17 protein-coding genes and 1 tRNA gene are annotated in these 18,156 nt (G+C 72.8%); 8 read left to right on the top strand and 10 right to left on the bottom strand.

Features of this window, described 5'->3' with window-relative positions; all coding sequences use genetic code 11:
• Positions 1 to 36: 36 nt before the first annotated feature.
• Both ACZ60X_RS35455 and ACZ60X_RS35450 read left to right on the top strand, forming a co-directional pair.
• On the top strand, positions 37 to 765 hold the full coding sequence (locus ACZ60X_RS35455) for a molybdopterin-dependent oxidoreductase (RefSeq protein WP_469607590.1): 729 nt from the start codon (positions 37 to 39) through the stop codon (positions 763 to 765).
• Positions 749 to 1,375 carry a cytochrome b/b6 domain-containing protein gene (locus tag ACZ60X_RS35450; protein ID WP_469607587.1) on the top strand — a complete coding sequence of 209 codons (627 nt, stop codon included), beginning with the start codon at positions 749 to 751 and terminating at the stop codon, positions 1,373 to 1,375. The genes ACZ60X_RS35455 and ACZ60X_RS35450 overlap by 17 nt, the downstream gene beginning before the upstream one ends.
• A 4-nt stretch (positions 1,376 to 1,379) precedes the next feature.
• Here the strand turns inward: ACZ60X_RS35450 and ACZ60X_RS35445 are convergent, their stop codons facing one another.
• From ACZ60X_RS35445 to ACZ60X_RS35430, 4 genes are all read right to left on the bottom strand, one after another.
• Positions 1,380 to 2,399 carry an L-idonate 5-dehydrogenase gene (locus ACZ60X_RS35445; RefSeq protein WP_469607584.1) on the bottom strand — a complete coding sequence of 340 codons (1,020 nt, stop codon included), beginning with the start codon at positions 2,397 to 2,399 and terminating at the stop codon, positions 1,380 to 1,382.
• A 37-nt stretch (positions 2,400 to 2,436) separates the two neighbouring features.
• Positions 2,437 to 3,201: an SDR family oxidoreductase gene (locus ACZ60X_RS35440; protein WP_469607582.1), complete on the bottom strand. Its 765-nt coding sequence runs from the start codon at positions 3,199 to 3,201 to the stop codon at positions 2,437 to 2,439.
• A 10-nt stretch (positions 3,202 to 3,211) separates the two neighbouring features.
• The gene (locus ACZ60X_RS35435) at positions 3,212 to 4,609 is read right to left on the bottom strand and encodes a GntT/GntP/DsdX family permease (RefSeq protein ID WP_469607579.1); all 1,398 of its coding nucleotides are present in this window, start codon (positions 4,607 to 4,609) and stop codon (positions 3,212 to 3,214) included.
• A 73-nt stretch (positions 4,610 to 4,682) separates the two neighbouring features.
• On the bottom strand, positions 4,683 to 5,198 hold the full coding sequence (locus tag ACZ60X_RS35430; protein ID WP_469607576.1) for a gluconokinase: 516 nt from the start codon (positions 5,196 to 5,198) through the stop codon (positions 4,683 to 4,685).
• A gap of 140 nt (positions 5,199 to 5,338) precedes the next feature.
• Here ACZ60X_RS35430 and ACZ60X_RS35425 point away from each other — a divergent pair, with 140 nt between their 5' ends.
• Positions 5,339 to 6,040: a FadR/GntR family transcriptional regulator gene (locus tag ACZ60X_RS35425; protein WP_469607573.1), complete on the top strand. Its 702-nt coding sequence runs from the start codon at positions 5,339 to 5,341 to the stop codon at positions 6,038 to 6,040.
• Between the two features lie 7 nt (positions 6,041 to 6,047).
• Here ACZ60X_RS35425 and ACZ60X_RS35420 read toward each other — a convergent pair whose 3' ends face one another.
• Entirely contained in the window at positions 6,048 to 6,422 is a 375-nt protein-coding gene (locus ACZ60X_RS35420; RefSeq protein ID WP_469607570.1) for a YchJ family protein, read from the bottom strand.
• A gap of 91 nt (positions 6,423 to 6,513) precedes the next feature.
• Between ACZ60X_RS35420 and ACZ60X_RS35415 the strand changes: the two genes are divergently transcribed.
• Positions 6,514 to 6,825 (top strand): dsRBD fold-containing protein, encoded by a 312-nt coding sequence (locus ACZ60X_RS35415; RefSeq protein WP_469607568.1) that lies wholly within the window; start codon positions 6,514 to 6,516, stop codon positions 6,823 to 6,825.
• Between the two features lie 6 nt (positions 6,826 to 6,831).
• Here the strand turns inward: ACZ60X_RS35415 and polX are convergent, their stop codons facing one another.
• From polX to ACZ60X_RS35395, 4 genes are all read right to left on the bottom strand, one after another.
• Positions 6,832 to 8,553, bottom strand: coding sequence for a DNA polymerase/3'-5' exonuclease PolX (gene polX / locus ACZ60X_RS35410; protein WP_469607566.1), 1,722 nt, complete (start codon positions 8,551 to 8,553; stop codon positions 6,832 to 6,834).
• A gap of 10 nt (positions 8,554 to 8,563) precedes the next feature.
• Positions 8,564 to 9,901, bottom strand: a complete 1,338-nt coding sequence (locus ACZ60X_RS35405) for a M1 family metallopeptidase (RefSeq protein WP_469607562.1) — start codon at positions 9,899 to 9,901, stop codon at positions 8,564 to 8,566.
• A gap of 65 nt (positions 9,902 to 9,966) precedes the next feature.
• Positions 9,967 to 13,827, bottom strand: a complete 3,861-nt coding sequence (locus ACZ60X_RS35400) for a Pls/PosA family non-ribosomal peptide synthetase (protein ID WP_469607559.1) — start codon at positions 13,825 to 13,827, stop codon at positions 9,967 to 9,969.
• 262 nt (positions 13,828 to 14,089) lie between these two features.
• A tRNA-Leu gene (locus ACZ60X_RS35395) sits at positions 14,090 to 14,177 on the bottom strand.
• A 214-nt stretch (positions 14,178 to 14,391) separates the two neighbouring features.
• Between ACZ60X_RS35395 and ACZ60X_RS35390 the strand changes: the two genes are divergently transcribed.
• The 3 genes from ACZ60X_RS35390 (at position 14,392) to ACZ60X_RS35380 (ending at position 17,047) form a co-directional block, all read left to right on the top strand.
• Entirely contained in the window at positions 14,392 to 15,717 is a 1,326-nt protein-coding gene (locus tag ACZ60X_RS35390) for a M20/M25/M40 family metallo-hydrolase (protein WP_469607556.1), read from the top strand.
• 148 nt (positions 15,718 to 15,865) lie between these two features.
• A complete protein-coding gene (gene chpH / locus ACZ60X_RS35385; protein WP_469607552.1) occupies positions 15,866 to 16,099 on the top strand; it encodes a chaplin ChpH in 234 nt (77 codons plus the stop codon).
• A 132-nt stretch (positions 16,100 to 16,231) separates the two neighbouring features.
• Positions 16,232 to 17,047 (top strand): chaplin, encoded by an 816-nt coding sequence (locus ACZ60X_RS35380; protein WP_469607549.1) that lies wholly within the window; start codon positions 16,232 to 16,234, stop codon positions 17,045 to 17,047.
• A 69-nt stretch (positions 17,048 to 17,116) separates the two neighbouring features.
• Here ACZ60X_RS35380 and ACZ60X_RS35375 read toward each other — a convergent pair whose 3' ends face one another.
• Entirely contained in the window at positions 17,117 to 17,305 is a 189-nt protein-coding gene (locus tag ACZ60X_RS35375; RefSeq protein WP_067050609.1) for a DUF5703 family protein, read from the bottom strand.
• Between the two features lie 47 nt (positions 17,306 to 17,352).
• Here ACZ60X_RS35375 and ACZ60X_RS35370 point away from each other — a divergent pair, with 47 nt between their 5' ends.
• Positions 17,353 to 18,114: a hypothetical protein gene (locus ACZ60X_RS35370; protein WP_469607546.1), complete on the top strand. Its 762-nt coding sequence runs from the start codon at positions 17,353 to 17,355 to the stop codon at positions 18,112 to 18,114.
• Positions 18,115 to 18,156: the final 42 nt, after the last annotated feature.

Below are 18,156 nucleotides of genomic sequence, written 5' to 3'. Positions count from 1 at the left end.
CTGGTTCCGCACAGCTCCCAGTGCTCGAATGGGAACGTGAAATCCGAACCGTCCGAGGAACAGCACGGCGAGCGGGCCGGCACCCCCGTCGGCCGCCGGGTCTTCCTCGGCACCCTCGGCCTGGGCGTGCTCGGCGTGGTCGCCGCGCCCACGCTCCAGCGCGGCCTGGAGGGCATCGCCGGCCAGGACCCCACGGGGCTGACCGGCCTGCTGCCCAACGGCGGCGGCTTCCGCTACTACTCCGTGGCCGCGTCGGTGCCGAACAGGATCGCCACGGACTACCGGCTGACCGTCGACGGCCTGGTCGACCGCCCCCGCGCCTACGGCCTCGCGGACCTGCGCGCCCTGCCGCAGACCCGGGTGGTCAAGGACGTCCAGTGCGTCACCGGCTGGCGGGTGCCGGGCACCCCCTTCGAGGGCGTCCGCCTCTCCTCCCTGCTGGACGCGGCCGGGGTCCGCTCCTCGGCCCGGGCGATCCGCTTCACCTGCTTCGACGGCACCTACACCGAGAGCCTCACCCTCGACCAGGCCCGCCGCCCGGACGTCCTGGTGGCGCTGCGCATGCAGGACAAGGACATCGGCCACGACCACGGCGGACCGGTCCGCCTCTACGTCGCCCCCATGTACTTCTACAAGTCCGCCAAGTGGCTCTCCGGCATCACGGTCACCGACCATGTCCAGCCCGGCTACTGGGAGCGCCTCGGCTACGACGTCGACGCCTGGGTCGGCAAGTCGAACGGACGGACCGATGAGCCTACGAGCTGACACCCCGGCCCCGCCGGCCGCGCGGATCCGCCGCTTCAGCCCGGCCGAGCGCTGGGTGCACCGGACGACGGCCGCGCTGATGGGCGTGTGCGTGGTGACGGCGGCGATCCTCTACATCCCGCAGCTGGCGGTCATGGTGGGCCGGCGCGAACTGGTCGTCCGGGTCCACGAGTGCGCCGGTCTGGCCCTGCCCGTACCGGTCCTGCTCGGCCTCGCCTCCCGAGCCTTCCGCGCCGACCTGCGGTTCCTCAACCGCTTCGGCCCGCACGACAAGGTGTGGCTGCGGGCCGCGCTGGTCCGCGACAAGCGCCACGGCTCCCGCCCGGCCGGCAAGTTCAACGCCGGGCAGAAGATCTACGCGGCCTGGATCGCCGGCGCCACGCTGGTCATGCTGGGCACCGGCCTGCTGATGTGGTTCACCCACCTCGCCCCGCTGATGTGGCGCACCTCGGCGACCTTCGTCCACGACTGGCTGGCCCTGACGATCGGCGTGGTCCTGGCGGGCCACATCGGCATGGCCCTGGGCGACCCGGAGGCGCGACGGGGCCTGCGCACGGGAACGGTGAGCAGCCAGTGGGCGAAACGGGAGCATCCGCTGTGGCGGGGCTAGCCGTTCAGAACTCCAGCAGGACCTTGCAGGACCGTCCGCGATCGGCGGCCAGCTCGAACCCGGCGGCGGCGTCCCGCACCGGAACCACCCGGCTGATCAGCCCGTCGAACTGACCGCGCCCGGCCAGCAGGCGCAGCGCGTCGTCGAACTCCGCGCCGAACCGGAACGCCCCCCGCAGCTCGATCTCCCGGCTGACCAGCAGGTTCCCGGCGAAGGGGCTCTGTCCCGGCGGCAGCATCCCGAGCTGGACGACCACCCCACCGCGCCGTACGCGCCGCAGGCAGGTGTCGAGCCCGGCCGCGACGCCCGAGGCCTCGACGGCCACGTCCACCTCCTCGGGCCACCCGGCGTCGTCCGGGTCGTCGGCGCGCACGAGGGCGTCGGCCCCGGCGCCGGCCGCGTACCGCAGCGCCCGCGGCACCAGGTCGGTCACCGTCACCCGCGCCGCCCCGGCCGCCTTCGCCGCCGCGACCACCAGGCACCCGATCGGCCCGGCCCCGGTCACCAGCACATGCCGGCCAAAGACGTCCCCGGCCCGCCGCACCGCGTGCAGCGCCACCGACAGCGGCTCGGCGAGCGCGGCCCGGCGCGGCGCGAGACCGTCCGGCAGCGCCCTCAACTGCCCCGCGGGTACGGCGATGTGCCCGGCGAAGGCGCCCTGGACGTGCGGGAAGCGGGCCGCGCTGCCCAGGTACCGGGTGTCGCGGCAGAGGTTCGCGCGGCCACCGGCGCACTCCGGGCAGCGCCCGCACGGGGTGGCGGGGTGGACGGCGACCGCCGTACCCGGTGCGGGGCCCGAGGCCCCGGCGCCGTAGGACACCACCGTGCCCACCACCTCGTGCCCGAGCACCATCGGCTCGCGCAGCCGGAAGTCGCCGACCCCGCCGTGCCGCCAGTAGTGCAGGTCGGAGCCGCAGATACCGCCGTAGCGGACGGCGACCAGGGCCTCGCCGGGCCCGGGGACGGGCGCGGTGAGCTCCGCGACCCGCAGGTCGCCCGCGCCGTGGATCACACAACCCAGCATGGCCACGGACCTTTCGGTTCGGATCAGGTCGGAGGTGTCAGAGCACGCTCGTCATGCCGCCGTCGACGTACAGGATCTGGCCGCCCATGAAGTCCGAGGCCGACGAGGCGAGGAAGAGGAGGCCGCCGACGAGGTCCTCGGTGCGGCCCCAGCGGCCGGCCGGGGTGCGGCGGCGCACCCACGCGCTGAACTCCTCGTCCGCCACCAGGGGGCCGGTCAGCTCGGTCTCGATGTAGCCGGGGCCGAGCCCGTTGACCTGGACGCCGTGCGGCCCCCAGTCCGCGCACATGCCCTTGGTGAGCATCTTCAGCGCGCCCTTGGTCGCCGCGTACGGCGCGATGCCGGGGCGGACGACCTCGCTCTGCAGCGAGCAGATGTTGATGATCTTGCCGTGGCCGCGTGCCGTCATCCGCCGGGCGGCTTCCCGGCCGACCAGGAACGCGCTGGTCAGGTTGGTGTCCAGGATCCGGTGCCAGTCGGCGTCGGTGAACTCCAGCAGCGGGGCGCGCAGTTGCATGCCCGCGTTGTTCACCAGGATGTCGAGCGGGCCCACCCGCTCCTCGACGTCCGCGATCCCGGCCGCCACCGAGGCGCCCTCGGTGACGTCGAACACCGCCGTGTGGATCCGGTCCCCGGGCAGGTCCGCCGCCGCCTCGGCGAGCCGGCCGCCGTCGCGTCCGTTGAGCACGACCGTGCAGCCGGCCTCGGCGAGGCCCCGGGCCAGCGCGAGGCCGATGCCCCGGCTGGAGCCCGTGACCAGCGCGGTACGGCCGCCGATGTCGAAGAGCGGGTGAGCCGTCATCGCCGTACCCCTAGATGATCAGTGAGAGCAGCAGGACCAGGCCGCCGGCGACGACCGAGAGGATGGTCTCCATCGCCGACCAGGTCTTGACGGTCTGTCCGACGTCCAGCCCGAAGTACTCCTTCACCAGCCAGAAGCCGGCGTCGTTGACATGGCTGAAGAAGAGGGAGCCGGCGCCGATGGCGAGGACCAGCAGGGCGGTGTGGGTGGTCGACATGTTCGCCGCGAGGGGAGCGGCCAGGCCCGCCGCCGAGACCGTCGCGACCGTCGCGGAGCCGGTGGCCAGCCGGATCACGACCGCGATCAGCCAGGCCAGCAGCAGCGCCGGGATCGACCAGCTCTTGGAGATGTCCAGGATCATCCGGCCAACGCCGGAGTCGATCAGCGTCTGCTTGAAGCCGCCCCCCGCGCCGACGATCAGCAGGATGCCGGCGATCGGCATGAGGCCCTTCTCGACCGTCTGCTGCAGCCGGTCCTTGCTGAACCCGGCGGGCCGGCCCAGCGTGAAGAAGCCCACGATCACGGCCGCGAGCAGCGCGATCAGCGGGGAGCCGATGACGTCGAAGACACGCTGGGTGCGGTTGGCCGGGTTGTCCACGACGATGTCCACCAGCGCCTTGGCCAGCATCAGCACCACGGGCAGCAGCACGGTGGCGAGCGTCGCGCCGAAGCCGGGACGGCGCTCCAACTCGTCCGAGGCGCGCTGCGGCAGCATGCGGTCGGGCGCCTGGACGTCGACCCAGCGGGCCGCGACCTTCGAGAAGAGCGGACCGGCGATGATCACGGTCGGGACGGCGACGAGTATGCCGAGCGCCAGGGTCACGCCCAGGTTGGCCTTGACCGCGTCGATCGCGACCAGCGGGCCGGGGTGCGGCGGGATCAGGCCGTGCATCACGGACAGGCCGGCGAGGGCCGGGACGCCGATGCGCATGAGGGAGTAGTTGCCGCGCTTGGCGACCATGAGCACGACCGGGATCAGCAGCACGATGCCGACCTCGAAGAACAGCGGCAGGCCGATCACGGAGGCGATGAGCACCATCGCCCACGGCATCGCCCGCCCTCCCGCCTTCGCGAGGATCGTGTCCACGATCTGGTCGGCGCCGCCGGAGTCGGCGAGCAGCTTGCCCAGGATCGCCCCGAGCGCGATCAGGACGCCGACGCCGGCCACGGTCGAGCCGAGACCGCTGGTGAAACTGGTGATCGCCTTGTCGAGCGGTGCCCCGGCGGCCGCCCCGAGCGCCAGTGACCCGATGGTCAGCGCCAGGAAGGCGTGGAGCCTGAACTTGGTGATGAGCAGGACGATCACGGCGATGCCCACCAGGACGGCCAAGCCCAGCTGGGGGTGTCCGGCGGAGGTGATCGGCGGAGGCGCGTCCGCTGCCAGCATCTCGACGCTGAGTCTGGTCACGGGGGTTCCCTTGCGGTTACGGGGACGGTTCGGGGGTGTCCCACGGGGGAGAGGGGTAACGCGGATGCGGGAGTCACGCGGCGGCGGGAAGCGCGGCCAGCGCCTGTGCGGCGCGCTCGGCGATCTCCTCGGGGCTGCCGCTGACGTCGACGGCGACACCGGACTCGTCCGGCTCCAGGGGCTGGAGCGTGGCGAACTGGGAGTCCAGCAGCGCGGTCGGCATGAAGTGCCCCTGCCGCTGCGTCATCCGGTCCTCGATCAGCTTCCGGTCGCCCGTGAGGTGCACGAACACGATCCCGGGGGCGGCGGCCCTGAGCCGGTCGCGGTAGGACCGCTTCAGCGCCGAGCTGCTGACCACCCCGCCCAGTCCGGCCCGCCCGTGCGCCCAGTGCCCGATGGCGTCCAGCCACGGCCACCGGTCGGCGTCGTCCAGCGGGATCCCGGCCGACATCCTGGCGATGTTGGCCGGCGGATGGAAGTCGTCGCCCTCGGCGTACGGGACGCCCAGCCGCGCGGCGAGCAAGGGACCGATCGTGGTCTTGCCCGTCCCCGCGACGCCCATCACGACGACGACCTGGGGGGTACGCATCACTGCCTCGCTGTCTTCCTCGACATCCGACGCCACATCGGCGTCGCCACACTGAAACCCATTAGGTACGACTAATTCAAGAGTCTGTGACATATAAGTCTGACTTTTTCCCTCGGTGATCCACGCCGTACGCTGAGTGCATGAGCACACCGGGCCGGGGGCTGCACGGCCGTGTACTGGACACCCTCGGCCCCGCGATCACAGCGGGCGAGTACCCTCCGGGCAGCGTCCTGCGGACCGACGAACTCGCCCAGCACTTCGAGGTGTCACGCTCGGTGATGCGTGAAGCGGTGCGCGTGCTCGAATCGATGCACCTGGTCGAGTCCCGCCGCCGGGTGGGCGTGACCGTCCGCCCCAAGTGCGAGTGGAACGTCTACGACCCGCAGGTCATCCGCTGGCGCCTCGCCGGCGCCGACCGCCCCCACCAGCTGCGCTCGCTGACCGTGCTGCGCTCCGCGGTCGAGCCGGTCGCGGCCGGCCTCGCCGCACGGCACGCGACGGCCGGGCAGTGCGCCGAACTCACCGAGTGCGCGCTCGGCATGGTGGCCAACTCACGCGGCCACAAGCTGGAGCAGTACCTGATCCACGACGTGGCCTTCCACCGCGTCATCCTCACCGCCTCCGGCAACGAGATGTTCGCCCGGCTCGGCGACGTCGTCGCCGAGGTGCTGGCCGGCCGCACCCACCACGAGGTCATGTTCGAGGACCCCGACCCGGCCGCCGTCACCCTGCACGTGCGGGTGGCCGAGGCGGTCCGCGCCGGCGACGCCGCCCGCGCCGAGGAACTGACCCGTCAGATCACCGTGGGCGCCCTCCAGGAACTGGACATCCTGGCGCCCTGACGCGCCCTCAGTCCAGGAACTCCCCGTCGACGTACACCCACGCTCCGCCGACCCGCTCGAACCGGCTGCGCTCGTGCAGCGAACCGCCCCGGTAGGAGGCGCGGAAGGTCACCATGCCCGTCGCGTGGAACGCGGACCCGTCGGTGCCGTCCAGGATCTCCAGCCCCGTCCACCGCATCCGCCGGTCCAGCTCCAGCCGCTCCGGCCGGGTCCGCGGATGCCACGTGCGCAGCAGATACCCCGCGTCCCCCGTGACGAACGCGCTGTAGCGCGAGCGCATCAGCGCCTCGGCGGTCGGCGCGCTCGCCGCACCGGTGTGGAAACGGCCGCAGCAGGCCTCGTAGGGCTGGGGGAGTCCGCAGGGGCAGGCGCGCGAGGTCATGGGCCCCATTCTGCCCGGCGGAGGAGAGGCGCCCGCCGCCGGCCGGGTGCACAGTGGAAGGGCATCGCGGTACCGGGAGGCGAGACGGACGATGACCGATCCCCTGCGCGGCCGTCCTGCGGAAGTCAAGGAATGGCGGCTGAACGTGTACCTGTCCGAGCACGACCCGGACACCACCGCCCGGATCGTGCTGGACACCGGGGACAACGTGCTGGAGAGCCGCGCCGAGGCCCGGCGCAGTCCGTACGACCCCGACGTACCGGAGATCGGCGACGAACTCGCGGCCGGGCGGGCCCTCATCGCCATGGGCCGGATCCTGCTGCGCGCCGCCGACGGGGACATCAGGGCCGTGGGCGCGGACGAGATCGAGGGCCCGGCGCCGCTGTGGCTGGACCGGGAGTGAGGCCTGTCACCGGCCCTTGCGGAGGAACGCGCGCAGCCGGGTCAGCGGCCAGGTGTTGATCACGTCGTCCGGGGTCAGCCAGCCGCGCTGCGCGGTACCGACGCCGTAGCGCAGGTGCGCGAGATGCGGGACGGCGTGCGCGTCGGTGTTCACGGCGAACCGCACCCCGTGCTCCCGCGCGCGCAGGATGTCCTCGTCGCGCAGGTCCAGCCGGTCCGGCTGGGCGTTGACCTCCAACGCCGTTCCCGTGCGCGCGCAGGCCGCGAACACCGCGTCCCAGTCGGCGTCGACCCCGGGCCGCCGGCCGATCAGCCGGGTCGTGGGATGCCCCAGGATGTTGACGTACGGGTTCTCGCAGGCCCGCACCAGCCGCTTCGTCATCGCCGCGCGGTCCAGGTCGAAGTGCGAGTGCAGCGAGGCCACGCACAGGTCGAAGCCCGCCAGGAAGTCGTCCGGCCAGTCCACCTCGCCGTCCGGGCCGATGTTCAGCTCGGTGCCGTGCAGCAGCCGCATCCTGCCGTGAGCGCCGTCCAGCTCCCGCAGCCGCTCCCGCTGGGCGAGGATCTTCTCGTCGGTCATGCGCTGCATGTACAGGTGGGGAGCGTGGTCCGTGACCGCGTAGTACCGGTGGCCCCGCCGCGCGGCCGCCGCCACCATCTCCTCCAGCGGGGCCAGACCGTCGGTGAGGTCGGTGTGGGTGTGCAGGTCGCCCCGGACGTCCTTCTCGGTCACCACCGCCGGCAGCTCGCCGTGCAGCGCCGCCTCGATCTCCCCCCGGTCCTCCCGCAGCGTCGGCGGGATCCAGGGCAGCCCCAGCCGGGCGTACACCTCCTCCTCGGTGCGGGAGGCCAGCGACTGCCCGCTCCCGGCGTCGAACAGGCCGTACTCGGACAGCTTCAGCCCCTGGTGCACGGCGATGGTCCGGGTACGGATGTTGTGCGCCTTGGCACCGGTGAAGTACTGCAGCGCCGCGCCCCACGACTGCGGCGGCACCACCCGCAGGTCCACCTGGAGCCCCTTGGCAGTGCGCACCGACGTCTTCTTGGTGCCCCGGGCGATCACCTCCGCCGTGGCCGGCAGTTCGCACAGCGCCGCCATGAACGGCTCCGACCGCTTCGCCGCGACCAGCACGTCCAGGTCACCGACGGTCTCCCGCATCCGGCGCAGCGAACCGGCGTACGCGCACCGCGTGCACCCGGTCAGCCCGGTCAGCTCGGCGACGATCTCCTCGGCGGTCTCCAGGGCCAGCGACAGCGGCACCCGGGCACCGGCCTGCTGGAGCAGCTCGATGCCGTGCCGGATGTTCTCCTGCGTCCGCTCGCCGAAGCCCTTCAGATCCGCCAGCGCGTCCGCCTCGATCGCCGAGGCCAGCTCGGCCACCGACGCGATGTGCAGGTCCTCGTACAGTCGCAGCGCCTTCTTCGGGCCCAGACCGGGGATCGAGATCAGCTCCCGCACCCCGGCGGGGATCTTCGCCCGGCGCTCCTCGACCACCGCCATCCGGCCCGTGCGCAGGTACTCGATCACCTTGTCGGCGATCGACCGGCCCACGTTCGGGATCTCCCGCAGTCCCGCCTCGTCCAGCTTCGCGATGTCGGCCGGGAACCCGCCGACGGCACGCGCGGCCTTCTCGTAGGCGCGCGCCTTGAAGGCGTCGCCTCCCGTGATCGCGATGAGGTCCGCGTACTCCCGCAGGAGCGCCTCGACCTCCTCGTTGGGCCGGGCCACCCTCCCCAGTCTAGGGAGTGCCCCCGAGCACCGGCAGCGCCGGCAGCCGCGTCCCGTACACCCACGCCTCGAACAGGGGGGCAGTCGGCTCGTCCGCGAACCGGGCCACGTGCTCGGCGAACACCGCCGTCGTCACCGTGCCGCCCCGGTGCAGCCGCACCCACTCGCGCAGCATGCGGAAGAACGCCTCGTCGCCCAGCGCGCAGCGCACCGCGTGCAGGGTGAGACCGCCGCGCTCGTAGAGCCGGTCGTCGAACATCTGCCCGCGCCCCGGATCGGCCAGCCGCAGGTCCTGCGGCAGCGTCGCCAGCAACCGGTGCGCGGCGGCGGCCAGTTGCCGCGCGCTCCGGCCGCCCGACGCTTCCGACCACAGCCACTCGGCGTACTTGGCGAAGCCCTCGTTCAGCCAGATCTGCCGCCAGTCGGCGACGGACACGCAGTTGCCGAACCACTGGTGCGCCAGCTCGTGCGCCACCAGCCGCTCCGAACCCCGGGCGCCGTCCACGTGGTTGGAGCCGAACAGCGACAACCCCTGTGCCTCGACCGGCACGTCCAGCTCCTCCTCGGTCACCGCGACCGCGTAGCTGTCGAAGGGGTACGGTCCGAACAGCTCCTGGAACAGCTCCATCATCGCGGGCTGCCGAGCGAAGTCCCGGGAGAACTGGGGGAGCAGGTGCGCCGGGATGTGCCCGTGCTGCGGCACCCCGCCCGGCCCCGGATCACCCAGCAGCACCGTCTGGAGCCTGCCGATCGCGAGGCCGACGAGATAGCTGGAGGTGGGCGCGGACTGCTCGTACACCCAGGTGGTCGTGGACGCCTTCGTCGTCCGGGTCAGCAGGCGCCCGCCCGTGACCACCGCGTACGGCGACGGCGCGGTGACCGAGATCAGGTAGGACGCCTTGTCGGCGGGCCGGTCGTTGCACGGGTACCAGGACGGCGCCCCGACCGGCTGGCTCGCCACCAGCGCGCCGTCCCCCAGCTCCTCGAAGCCGATCCCGCCGTACGGGCTCGCCACCGGCCGGGGGTTGCCGGACCAGTGCACCTCGACGGTGAACGCGGCCCCGGCGCGGACCGGCTTGACCGGCTTCACCCGCAGCCTGCCGCCGCGGTGCGTGTAGTGCGGCTGCCGGCCGTCCACCCGGATCCGTCCGATCCGGAAGTCCGCCAGGTTCAGCTGGAACTCGGTGAGCGGCGCCCGGCCCCCGATCGCGTTGATCCGGGCCGTGCCGGACAGCCGGTTCGGGCCCGGCCGGTAGTCCAGCGCCAGCTCGTAGCGGTGCACCCGGTAGCGGGGGTCACCGTTGTCCGGGAAGTACGGGTCCGGCCCGGCCTGCTGCTGAACTGCCACTGCTGTGTCCGCTCCCTGCGCTGTGCCACCACGGGGTGCCGCCGCCGGACCCGGGCGGCCCGCGCTCACGGACGCCATGCCTCGATCGGGTTGCCGAGCCAGCGGGTGTCGTCCGGGACGGACTCCGCGGCCATGACGAGCGACGCGGGACCCAGGGTCGTACGGGCCCCGACCGTGCTGCCGGGCAGCACGATCCCGCCAGGGCCCAGTGTGGCGCCCTCACGGAGGACCACAGTATCCGTCCGCAAGATCCGGTCGTGGAAGAGGTGGGTCTGCAGCACACAGCCGCGGTTGACGGTGGCGGCGTCCTCCAGCGTCACCAGGTCCGCCTCCGGCAGCCAGTAGCTCTCCACCCACACGCCCCGCCCGACGCGGGCCCCGAGCCCGCGCAGCCACGCCGTCATCACCGGCGTCCCCGGCACGGCCCCGGCCAGCCACGGCACCGCCAGCACCTCGACGAACGTGTCCGCCAGCTCGTCGCGCCACACGAAGGAACTCCACAGCGGATGCTCCCCGGCCCGGTGCCGGCCCACGAGCAGCCACTTCGCCACGACCGACACCAGCGCCGCGACGCCGCCGGCCCCCAGCAGCACCGGCCCCGACAGCGCCCAGGCCCACGGACCCAGCGCACACAGCGCCGCCGCCGTCGCCACCGCCAGCGCCGCCGAGCACAGCACCGGCACGACCCGGCACACCTCCACCAGGGCCCGCGCCCACAGCAGCCGGGCGGGCGGCTCGTAGGTGCGGCTCTGGTCCCCGCCGGCGGCGGCCCGGGGCAGCTTCACCGGCGGCAGCCCCAGGTACGAGCTGCCCTTCTTCGCCTTCTTCGGCGTCGCGGACAGCACCCCGACCAGGCCCCCGTCCGGCACGCTGCGCCCCGGCGCGGTCATCCCCGAGTTCCCGAGGAACGCCCGCCGCCCGATCTCCGCGCGCCCGATCCGCATCCAGCCGCCGCCCAGCTCGTACGGCGCGGTCAGCGTGTCGTCGGCGAGGAACGCCCCGTCGCCGACGGTGGTCAGGCTCGGCAGCGCGAGCACCGTCGACACCTCCGCCCCGCGTCCGATCCGCATCCCCAGCAGCCGCAGCCACACCGGCGTGACCAGCCCCGCGTACAGCGGGAACAGCGTCTCGCGGGAGCGGTCCATCAGCTGCGTCACGGTCCATGCCTGCCAGCCGACCCGGCCGTGCGTCGGATGCGTGCCCTCCCGCAGCCCCAGGCTCAGCGTCCGCACGGCGACCAGGATCAGCAGCGCGAACACCAGCCCGTACGCCAGCGTGGCCGGCACCAGCCCGAGCGCCGCCCCGCGCAGGGCCTGGCCCGCTGACGCGCCGGGCGCCACGAAGAGCCGGGCCGAAAGCAGCGCGGCCACGCCCGCCACCAGCGGCAGGGCGCTCAGCGCGAGCCCGGTCACGCCGTACATCACCCGCCAGCACGTGCCCCGCCGCGGCCGCTCCTTCGGCCAGTTGCGCTTGGCCTTGCCCAGCTTGACCGCGGGCGCGCCCGCCCAGCGCTGGCCGGTCGGGACCTGCCCGCCGACCGCCGAGCCGGGGGCCACCTCGGCCCGCTTGCCGACCCGGGCGCCGGGGAAGAGCACGCTGCGCGTGCCGACGGTGGCGTGCGCGCCGACCTTGACCGCGCCGACCACCAGCCGGTCGCCGTCCAGCCAGTACCCCGACAGATCCACCTCCGACTCCACGGCCGCGCCCCGGCCCAGCTTGAGCAGGCCGGTGACCGGCGGCAGCGAGTGCAGGTCCACGTCCTGGCCCACCTTGGCGCCCAGCGCCCGCGCGTACCGCTCCAGCCAGGAGCCGGTCAGCGTGGTCGCCCCGCTGAACTCGGCCAGCCGCTCGGCCGTCCACAGCCGCAGGTGCACGCTCCCGCCGCGCGGATACCGGCCGGGCTGAAGACCCCGCAGCAGCAGCCGCGCCCCGCCCGCCGCGAGCGCGATCCGACCGGGCGGGGTGAAGAACACCAGCGCGCCGGCCACGACCAGCCACCAGGGGGCGGTCGGCAGCCAGGCGTACCCGGGCAGCAGGTTCCCGGCCGCGGCCAGGACCAGCGCCCAGCGCAGCCCGAGCAGCGTGAACAGCGGGAGCAGCAACAGAAGCTGGACGGCCTGGGCGCGGACGGGAACCGGTGCGACCGTGCGCGTGCCGCCGTCGTCCTGCGCCGACTCCTCCAGCCGCCGGGCCAGCTTGCGCAGGGTCGGCTGCTGGTAGATGTCGAGGACGGCGGCGCTCGGGTAGCGGGTGCGCAGCCGGGTGGTGAGCTGGGCGGCGGCGAGACTCCCGCCGCCGATCGCGAAGAAGTCGTCGAAGGCACCGGTCACCGGGACGCCCAGCACCTCGGCCCACTGCTCGGCGAGCCACGCCTCGGTGCCGTACAGCTCGGCCCTGGGCGTCTCGACACCCTCCAGCGGCCAGGGCAGGGCGTTCCTGTCCACCTTCCCGGACGTGCGGGTCGGCAGCTCGGCGACCGGCGCGAGCAGCGGTACGAGCGCGGCGGGCAGCTCGGCGCGCAGCTTCTCGACGGCGGCCGTCCGGTCCCAGCCGTCCTGGGTGACCACGTATCCGACGAGGAGCTGGTTGCCGCTGCGGGCGGTGCGCACGGCGGCGGCGGCCCCGGCGACCCCGGGCAGTGCCTGGAGCGCGGCATCCACCTCGCCCAGCTCGATGCGCCGGCCGCCGAGCTTGATCTGCTCGTCCGCCCGGCCGAGGAAGACCAGCCCCTCGGGCTCGGCCCGGACCAGGTCACCGCTGCGATAGGCCCGTTCCCAGCCGAGGGATTCCAGCGGCGCGTACTTCTCCGCGTCCTTTCCGGCGTCGAGATACCTGGCGAGCCCGACCCCGCCGATCACCAGCTCGCCGCTGCCGCCCATGGCCACGGGCTCCCCGGCGTCGTCGACGACGGCCAGCTCCCACCCGTTCAACGGCAGCCCGATCCGGATCGGCTCCGCACCGGTCAGCAGCGCGGCACAGGCCACGACGGTCGCCTCGGTCGGCCCGTAGGTGTTCCACACCTCGCGCCCCTCGGTGACCAGCCGCTGCGCCAGCTCCGGCGGGCAGGCCTCGCCGCCGAAGATCAGCAGGCGTACGTCGTTCAGGGTCTCGGGCTCCCACAGCGCCGCCAGCGTCGGTACGGTGGACACCACCGTGATCTCCTGCTCGACCAGCCACGGCCCGAGATCGGCACCGCTCCTGACCTGCGAGCGGGGCACCGGCACCAGACAGGCGCCGTATCGCCAGGCCAGCCACATCTCCTCGCAGGAGGCGTCGAAGGCGACGGACAGCCCGGCCATCACCCGGTCCCCGGGCCCGATCGGCTCCTCGGTGAGGAAGAGGGCCGCCTCGGCGTCGACGAACGCGGCGGCGCTGCGGTGCGTGACGGCGACGCCCTTGGGTTTCCCGGTGGACCCGGAGGTGAAGATGATCCACGCGTCGTCCCCGGTGCCCGGCGGCGCCGCGGGTACTCCGGCGCCGCCCCGCCCGCAGACGGTGTGCCCGCCCCCGACGACGGCCCGCACGTCGGCCTCGCCGAACACCAACTCGGCCCGCTCGTCCGGATCCTCGGCGTCCACGGGCACATAGGCGGCGCCGGCGGCCAGGACGGCGAGAATCGCGACGTACAGCTCGTTGGTCCCGGAGGGCACCCGCACCCCGACCCGGTCCCCGCGCCCGACCCCGTGCCCGGCGAGCCGCCGCCTGAGCCGCTCGACCTCGACGGCCAGCGCTCGATAGGTCAGACACGCCGTACCGTCGTCCAGGGCCGGCTCGTCCGGGTGGGCCCGCACGGTCGCCTCGAAGACGTCGACCAGGGTCCGCGGCGAGGCGGCGGGCCCCGCCGGGAAGCGGGCCCGGTCGCCGGACTCCGTGCGGATCTCTTCGTCGAGCAGGCCGAGAGCACCGCTCTCGTCTATCGCTGCCATCGGGTCCTCACGTCGGGCCGGCTGAAGTCACAAGCCGGAAATTTTAGTACGACGCTAGGTCCCGCCCTCGGGTCCGGCCACTCGGCAGGGCCGCGTCGGCGGGCGGAGGGCGGCGGCCCCGAGGCGGCTGAGCTGCCGTTCTCCGTCCCGCACGAGACATGCCCCACACACCGCCAAGGAGCGGACATTCAGGGGTAGTTGGGGCGAGAGTCCCTGCTCGGCGGGCAAACGAAAGGGCCCCCGCATGAGCAGGGGCCCCAACTGGTGTCCGAGGGGGGACTTGAACCCCCACGCCCGATAAAGGGCACTAGCACCTCAAGCTAGCGCGTCTGCCATTCCGCCACCCGGACAAGGTGTCTGTCGTGCGGGGGACCCTTTCGGCGGGCTTTCCCTCGCGGCGACGAAGCAAACATTACCAGGCTTTCGGAGGTGGCTGATCACCCCCCGGCCCGGGGGACGTCCCGCATGAACGGCGTGTGACGGGCCGGGACCGGTCTTGGGCCGCGGGCCGGGCCGGAGAGAGGATGAGGGGGACCCACCAGCAGTGACAGCGGGAGGAAGCACGTGAGCGAGACGGACACGGCCAGGAGCGTCACCGGCGAGGACGAGGTCGTGGACCTCTGCCGCGAGCTGATCCGGTTCGACACCAGCAACTACGGCGACCACTCGGGTCCGGGCGAGCGGGCGGCCGCCGAATGGGTCGCCGAGAAGCTCGCCGAGGTCGGGCTGGAGCCGAAGATCTACGAGTCGCACCCGGGCCGCGCCTCGACGGTGGCCCGGATCGAGGGCGAGGACCCGTCCCGGCCCGCGCTGCTGATCCACGGCCACCTCGACGTGGTACCGGCCAACGCCGACGACTGGACCCACCACCCGTTCTCGGGCGAGGTCACCGACGGGTGCGTGTGGGGGCGCGGGGCCGTCGACATGAAGGACATGGACGCGATGACCCTCGCGGTCGTGCGCGACCGGCTCAGGAGCGGACGCCGGCCGCCACGCGACGTCGTCGTCGCCTTCCTCGCGGACGAGGAGGCGGGCGGCACCTACGGCGCCCGCTACCTGGTCGACCACCACCCGGACCTCTTCGAGGGCGTCACCGAGGCCATCAGCGAGGTCGGCGGCTTCTCCTTCACCGTGGACGAGCAGCGGCGGCTGTACCTGATCCAGACGGCCGAGAAGGGCATGCACTGGATGAAGCTGACCGTGGCCGGCACCGCCGGGCACGGCTCCATGATCCACCGGGACAACGCCATCACCGAGCTGTCCGAGGCCGTCGCCCGGGTCGGCCGGCACACCTTCCCCGTGCGGGTCACCAAGACCACCCGGGCCTTCCTCGACGAGCTGGGCGACGCGCTCGGCACCGAGCTGGACCCGGAGAACATGGAGGCCACCCTCGCCAAGCTCGGCGGCATCGCCAAGCTGATCGGCGCGACCCTCAGCAACACGGCCAACCCCACGCAGCTCAACGCCGGTTACAAGGTCAACGTCATCCCTGGCGAGGCCACCGCGCACATCGACGGACGGTTCCTGCCCGGCTACGAGGAGGAGTTCCTCGGCGACATCGACCGGCTGCTCGGCCCGAACGTCCGGCGCGAGGACGTGCACGCCGACAAGGCCGTCGAGACCGGCTTCGACGGGGCCCTCGTGGAGGCCATGCAGTCCGCGCTGCTCGCCGAGGACCCCACCGCCAAGGCCATCCCCTACATGCTCTCCGGCGGTACCGACGCCAAGTCCTTCGACGACCTCGGCATCCGCGGCTTCGGCTTCGCCCCGCTGAAGCTCCCGCCGGAGCTGGACTTCGCCGGCATGTTCCACGGCGTGGACGAGCGGGTGCCGGTCGACGGCCTGCAGTTCGGCGTGCGGGTGCTGGACCGCTTCATCGACGCGTCGTGACGCTTTGCCCTGGAGTAATCGGGCGCGCGTACGACACCGACTGAGAAGAGTGAATCGGACCATAAGCTCGTAGCTCCATTACTCCCTCCTCGTTACAGCTGACGTGATCCCCGCACCTTGGGATCGCATTGCCAACGAGGAGGAAGTAATGATCAAGAAGGTCGTCGCTGCTGCGGCTGCCACCGGTGGGCTGGTTCTCGCGGGCGCGGGCCTGGCTGTCGCCGACTCCGGTGCTCAGGGTGCCGCCGTGCACTCCCCGGGTGTCGTCTCCGGCAACGTCGTCCAGGTGCCCATCCACGTCCCGGTGAACGTGTGCGGCAACACGATCAACGTGATCGGGCTCCTGAACCCCGCCTTCGGCAACACCTGCATCAACAAGTGACGCACGCCCCCTGAGGGGGCGTGCGCGACAAGCCGTCGGCCCCGGAGCGCGCTCCCTGCGCTCCGGGGCCGACCGGCCTTTCGTTCCGAGTGAAGCGCTTTGTGCAAGAAGCGAAGGCAGGGGGGATTCAGCATGCGACAGGCCACGCGCAAAGGTCTGATGACGATGGCCGCCGCGACCGGCGTGATCGCCGCCGCGAGCGGCTACGCCCACGCGGACTCCGGCGCCCTGGGCGCCGCCGCCGGCTCACCCGGCGTACTGTCCGGCAACACGGTGCAGGCACCGGTGCACGTGCCGGTGAACGTCTGCGGCAACACCGTGAACGTCGTCGGACTGCTCAACCCGTCCGTGGGCAACTCGTGCGCCAACCACGGCGGTGCGGGGAGCCATGGCGGCTCCGGTGGTTCCGGCGGTGCGCACGCGGGCGGTCACACCGGCGGCTCGCCCGGCGTCGGCTCCGGCAACACCGTGCAGGTGCCGATCGACGTCCCGGTGAACGTCTGCGGCAACAGCGTCAACGTCGTCGGCGTGGGCAACACCGCCACGGGCAACGACTGTGCCAACGGCGGCGGCGGTCACCACCCGACCCAGCCGCCGGGCGACGGGAACGGAAACCCGCCAGGTCATCCCGGCCACCCGGGCCATCCCGGTCATCCAGGACATCCTGGTCACCCGGGTCACCCCGGACAGCCGGGTCATCCGGGTCATCCGGGAGGGCCAACCACCCCGCCGGGTAAGGGCGTTCACACGCCCCAGGGGTCACAGCAGGCACACCGGCCCCCGACGTCCGCCCAGGTCGCACAGGGCGGCCGGGGCGCCCAGCTCCCGGCCACGTCGGAACTCGCCCACACCGGCAGCGACGTGCCGCTCGGCCTGGCGGTGCCGGCCGGCGCGGGCGCGCTGCTCGCGGGCGTGGTGCTCTACCGCAAGGCGCGGGCCATGGGCTAGGTCGCGGCCGCGGCTGAACGGAGCGGGCCCCGCCATGCCGGCGGGCCCGCTCCCTTCATGTGCCCGGCATCACCACGTCGCACGCACCTGGCGGATGATCCGCCGACGCAGCCGGACCTTGCGGCTGCCGTCGCGCATCAGGCTCAGTCGGTCCAACTCCCAGTGTCCGTACTCGGCATGGTCCGTCAGCAGACGTGTGGCTTCCTTGCGGGAGACCCCGCGAGGTACGTACACGTCGACAAATTCGTATTCCGGCATCGCATCTATTGTGCGGGCTGGGGCCCGGTACGGATAGCGTCTGCACTATGTCTGATGCTGCGCAGCCCACCGCTGCCGAGGTACGTGCGGCCGCCGAGGCGGTCAAGACCGCGCTCGACCGTCATCTGGCGGCGGTCGAACGCAGGTCGGGGGAGGACGACCCGGCCGTCTCCGAGGCGTTCAACCAGCTGGCCGCGGCCGCCGAGGTGTACGACGAGCTGCTCTACGACCGCTACGACGAGGTCACGCCCTTCGAGATCCCCGGTGCGGAGGAGCTGCCGCCGTACGCGGGCCCCGAGGAACCCCACGCGATCAGCGTGCTGATCCGCCGCGACTACGCCGTCGTGGAACCCCAGCGGCTGCTCGCGCAGGCCCAGCGGGTGGAGGCGGCGGAGTACGACGAGAGCGGCGGCTTCGCCGAGGGCGCCGCCGGCACGGTGCCCGGCGCACTGGGCGTCCTCTTCGGTGAGTTCGAACCCGACGAGATCGCCTCCCGGCACAAGGAGTTCGGCCTGGAGGAGGGCGACTCCACGCTCTGGGTCACCGCGGCGGAGGAGCCCGCGGAGCCCGGGGAATGGCTGGAGACGCCGTTCGAGCACATCGACCGGCAAGGGGTGGTGTGCCGGTTCGACGTGAGCGCCGTGTTCGACGACGAGGACGGCGACGAGAACGATGACGGCGACGATCTGGAGTTCATCGAGGACGAGGACGAACACCAGGACGAGCACGGGGACGACGACGAGGTCGAAGAAGAGGCCGACGACGAGGTCGAAGAAGAGGACAACGCGGTGAAGGACGTCAGGAGGTGACGTCCCCCGGCGGCGCCGGGCCGGCCCGAGGCCGGTGCGGCA

Source organism: Streptomyces sp. NPDC104106, from assembly GCF_055584345.1.
Note: the sequence above shows the minus strand (reverse complement) of the source record. Positions and strands in the feature narration are given on the sequence as shown.

Coding starts and splice junctions, on each gene's coding strand:
- ACZ60X_RS35450 (WP_469607587.1), top strand. CDS start 749: ATGAGCCTACGAGCTGACACCCCGGCCCCGCCGGCCGCGCGGATCCGC.
- ACZ60X_RS35445 (WP_469607584.1), bottom strand. CDS start 2,399: ATGCTGGGTTGTGTGATCCACGGCGCGGGCGACCTGCGGGTCGCGGAG.
- ACZ60X_RS35440 (WP_469607582.1), bottom strand. CDS start 3,201: ATGACGGCTCACCCGCTCTTCGACATCGGCGGCCGTACCGCGCTGGTC.
- ACZ60X_RS35430 (WP_469607576.1), bottom strand. CDS start 5,198: ATGCGTACCCCCCAGGTCGTCGTCGTGATGGGCGTCGCGGGGACGGGC.
- ACZ60X_RS35425 (WP_469607573.1), top strand. CDS start 5,339: ATGAGCACACCGGGCCGGGGGCTGCACGGCCGTGTACTGGACACCCTC.
- ACZ60X_RS35420 (WP_469607570.1), bottom strand. CDS start 6,422: ATGACCTCGCGCGCCTGCCCCTGCGGACTCCCCCAGCCCTACGAGGCC.
- ACZ60X_RS35415 (WP_469607568.1), top strand. CDS start 6,514: ATGACCGATCCCCTGCGCGGCCGTCCTGCGGAAGTCAAGGAATGGCGG.
- ACZ60X_RS35400 (WP_469607559.1), bottom strand. CDS start 13,827: ATGGCAGCGATAGACGAGAGCGGTGCTCTCGGCCTGCTCGACGAAGAG.
- chpH (WP_469607552.1), top strand. CDS start 15,866: ATGATCAAGAAGGTCGTCGCTGCTGCGGCTGCCACCGGTGGGCTGGTT.
- ACZ60X_RS35380 (WP_469607549.1), top strand. CDS start 16,232: ATGCGACAGGCCACGCGCAAAGGTCTGATGACGATGGCCGCCGCGACC.
- ACZ60X_RS35375 (WP_067050609.1), bottom strand. CDS start 17,305: ATGCCGGAATACGAATTTGTCGACGTGTACGTACCTCGCGGGGTCTCC.
- ACZ60X_RS35370 (WP_469607546.1), top strand. CDS start 17,353: ATGTCTGATGCTGCGCAGCCCACCGCTGCCGAGGTACGTGCGGCCGCC.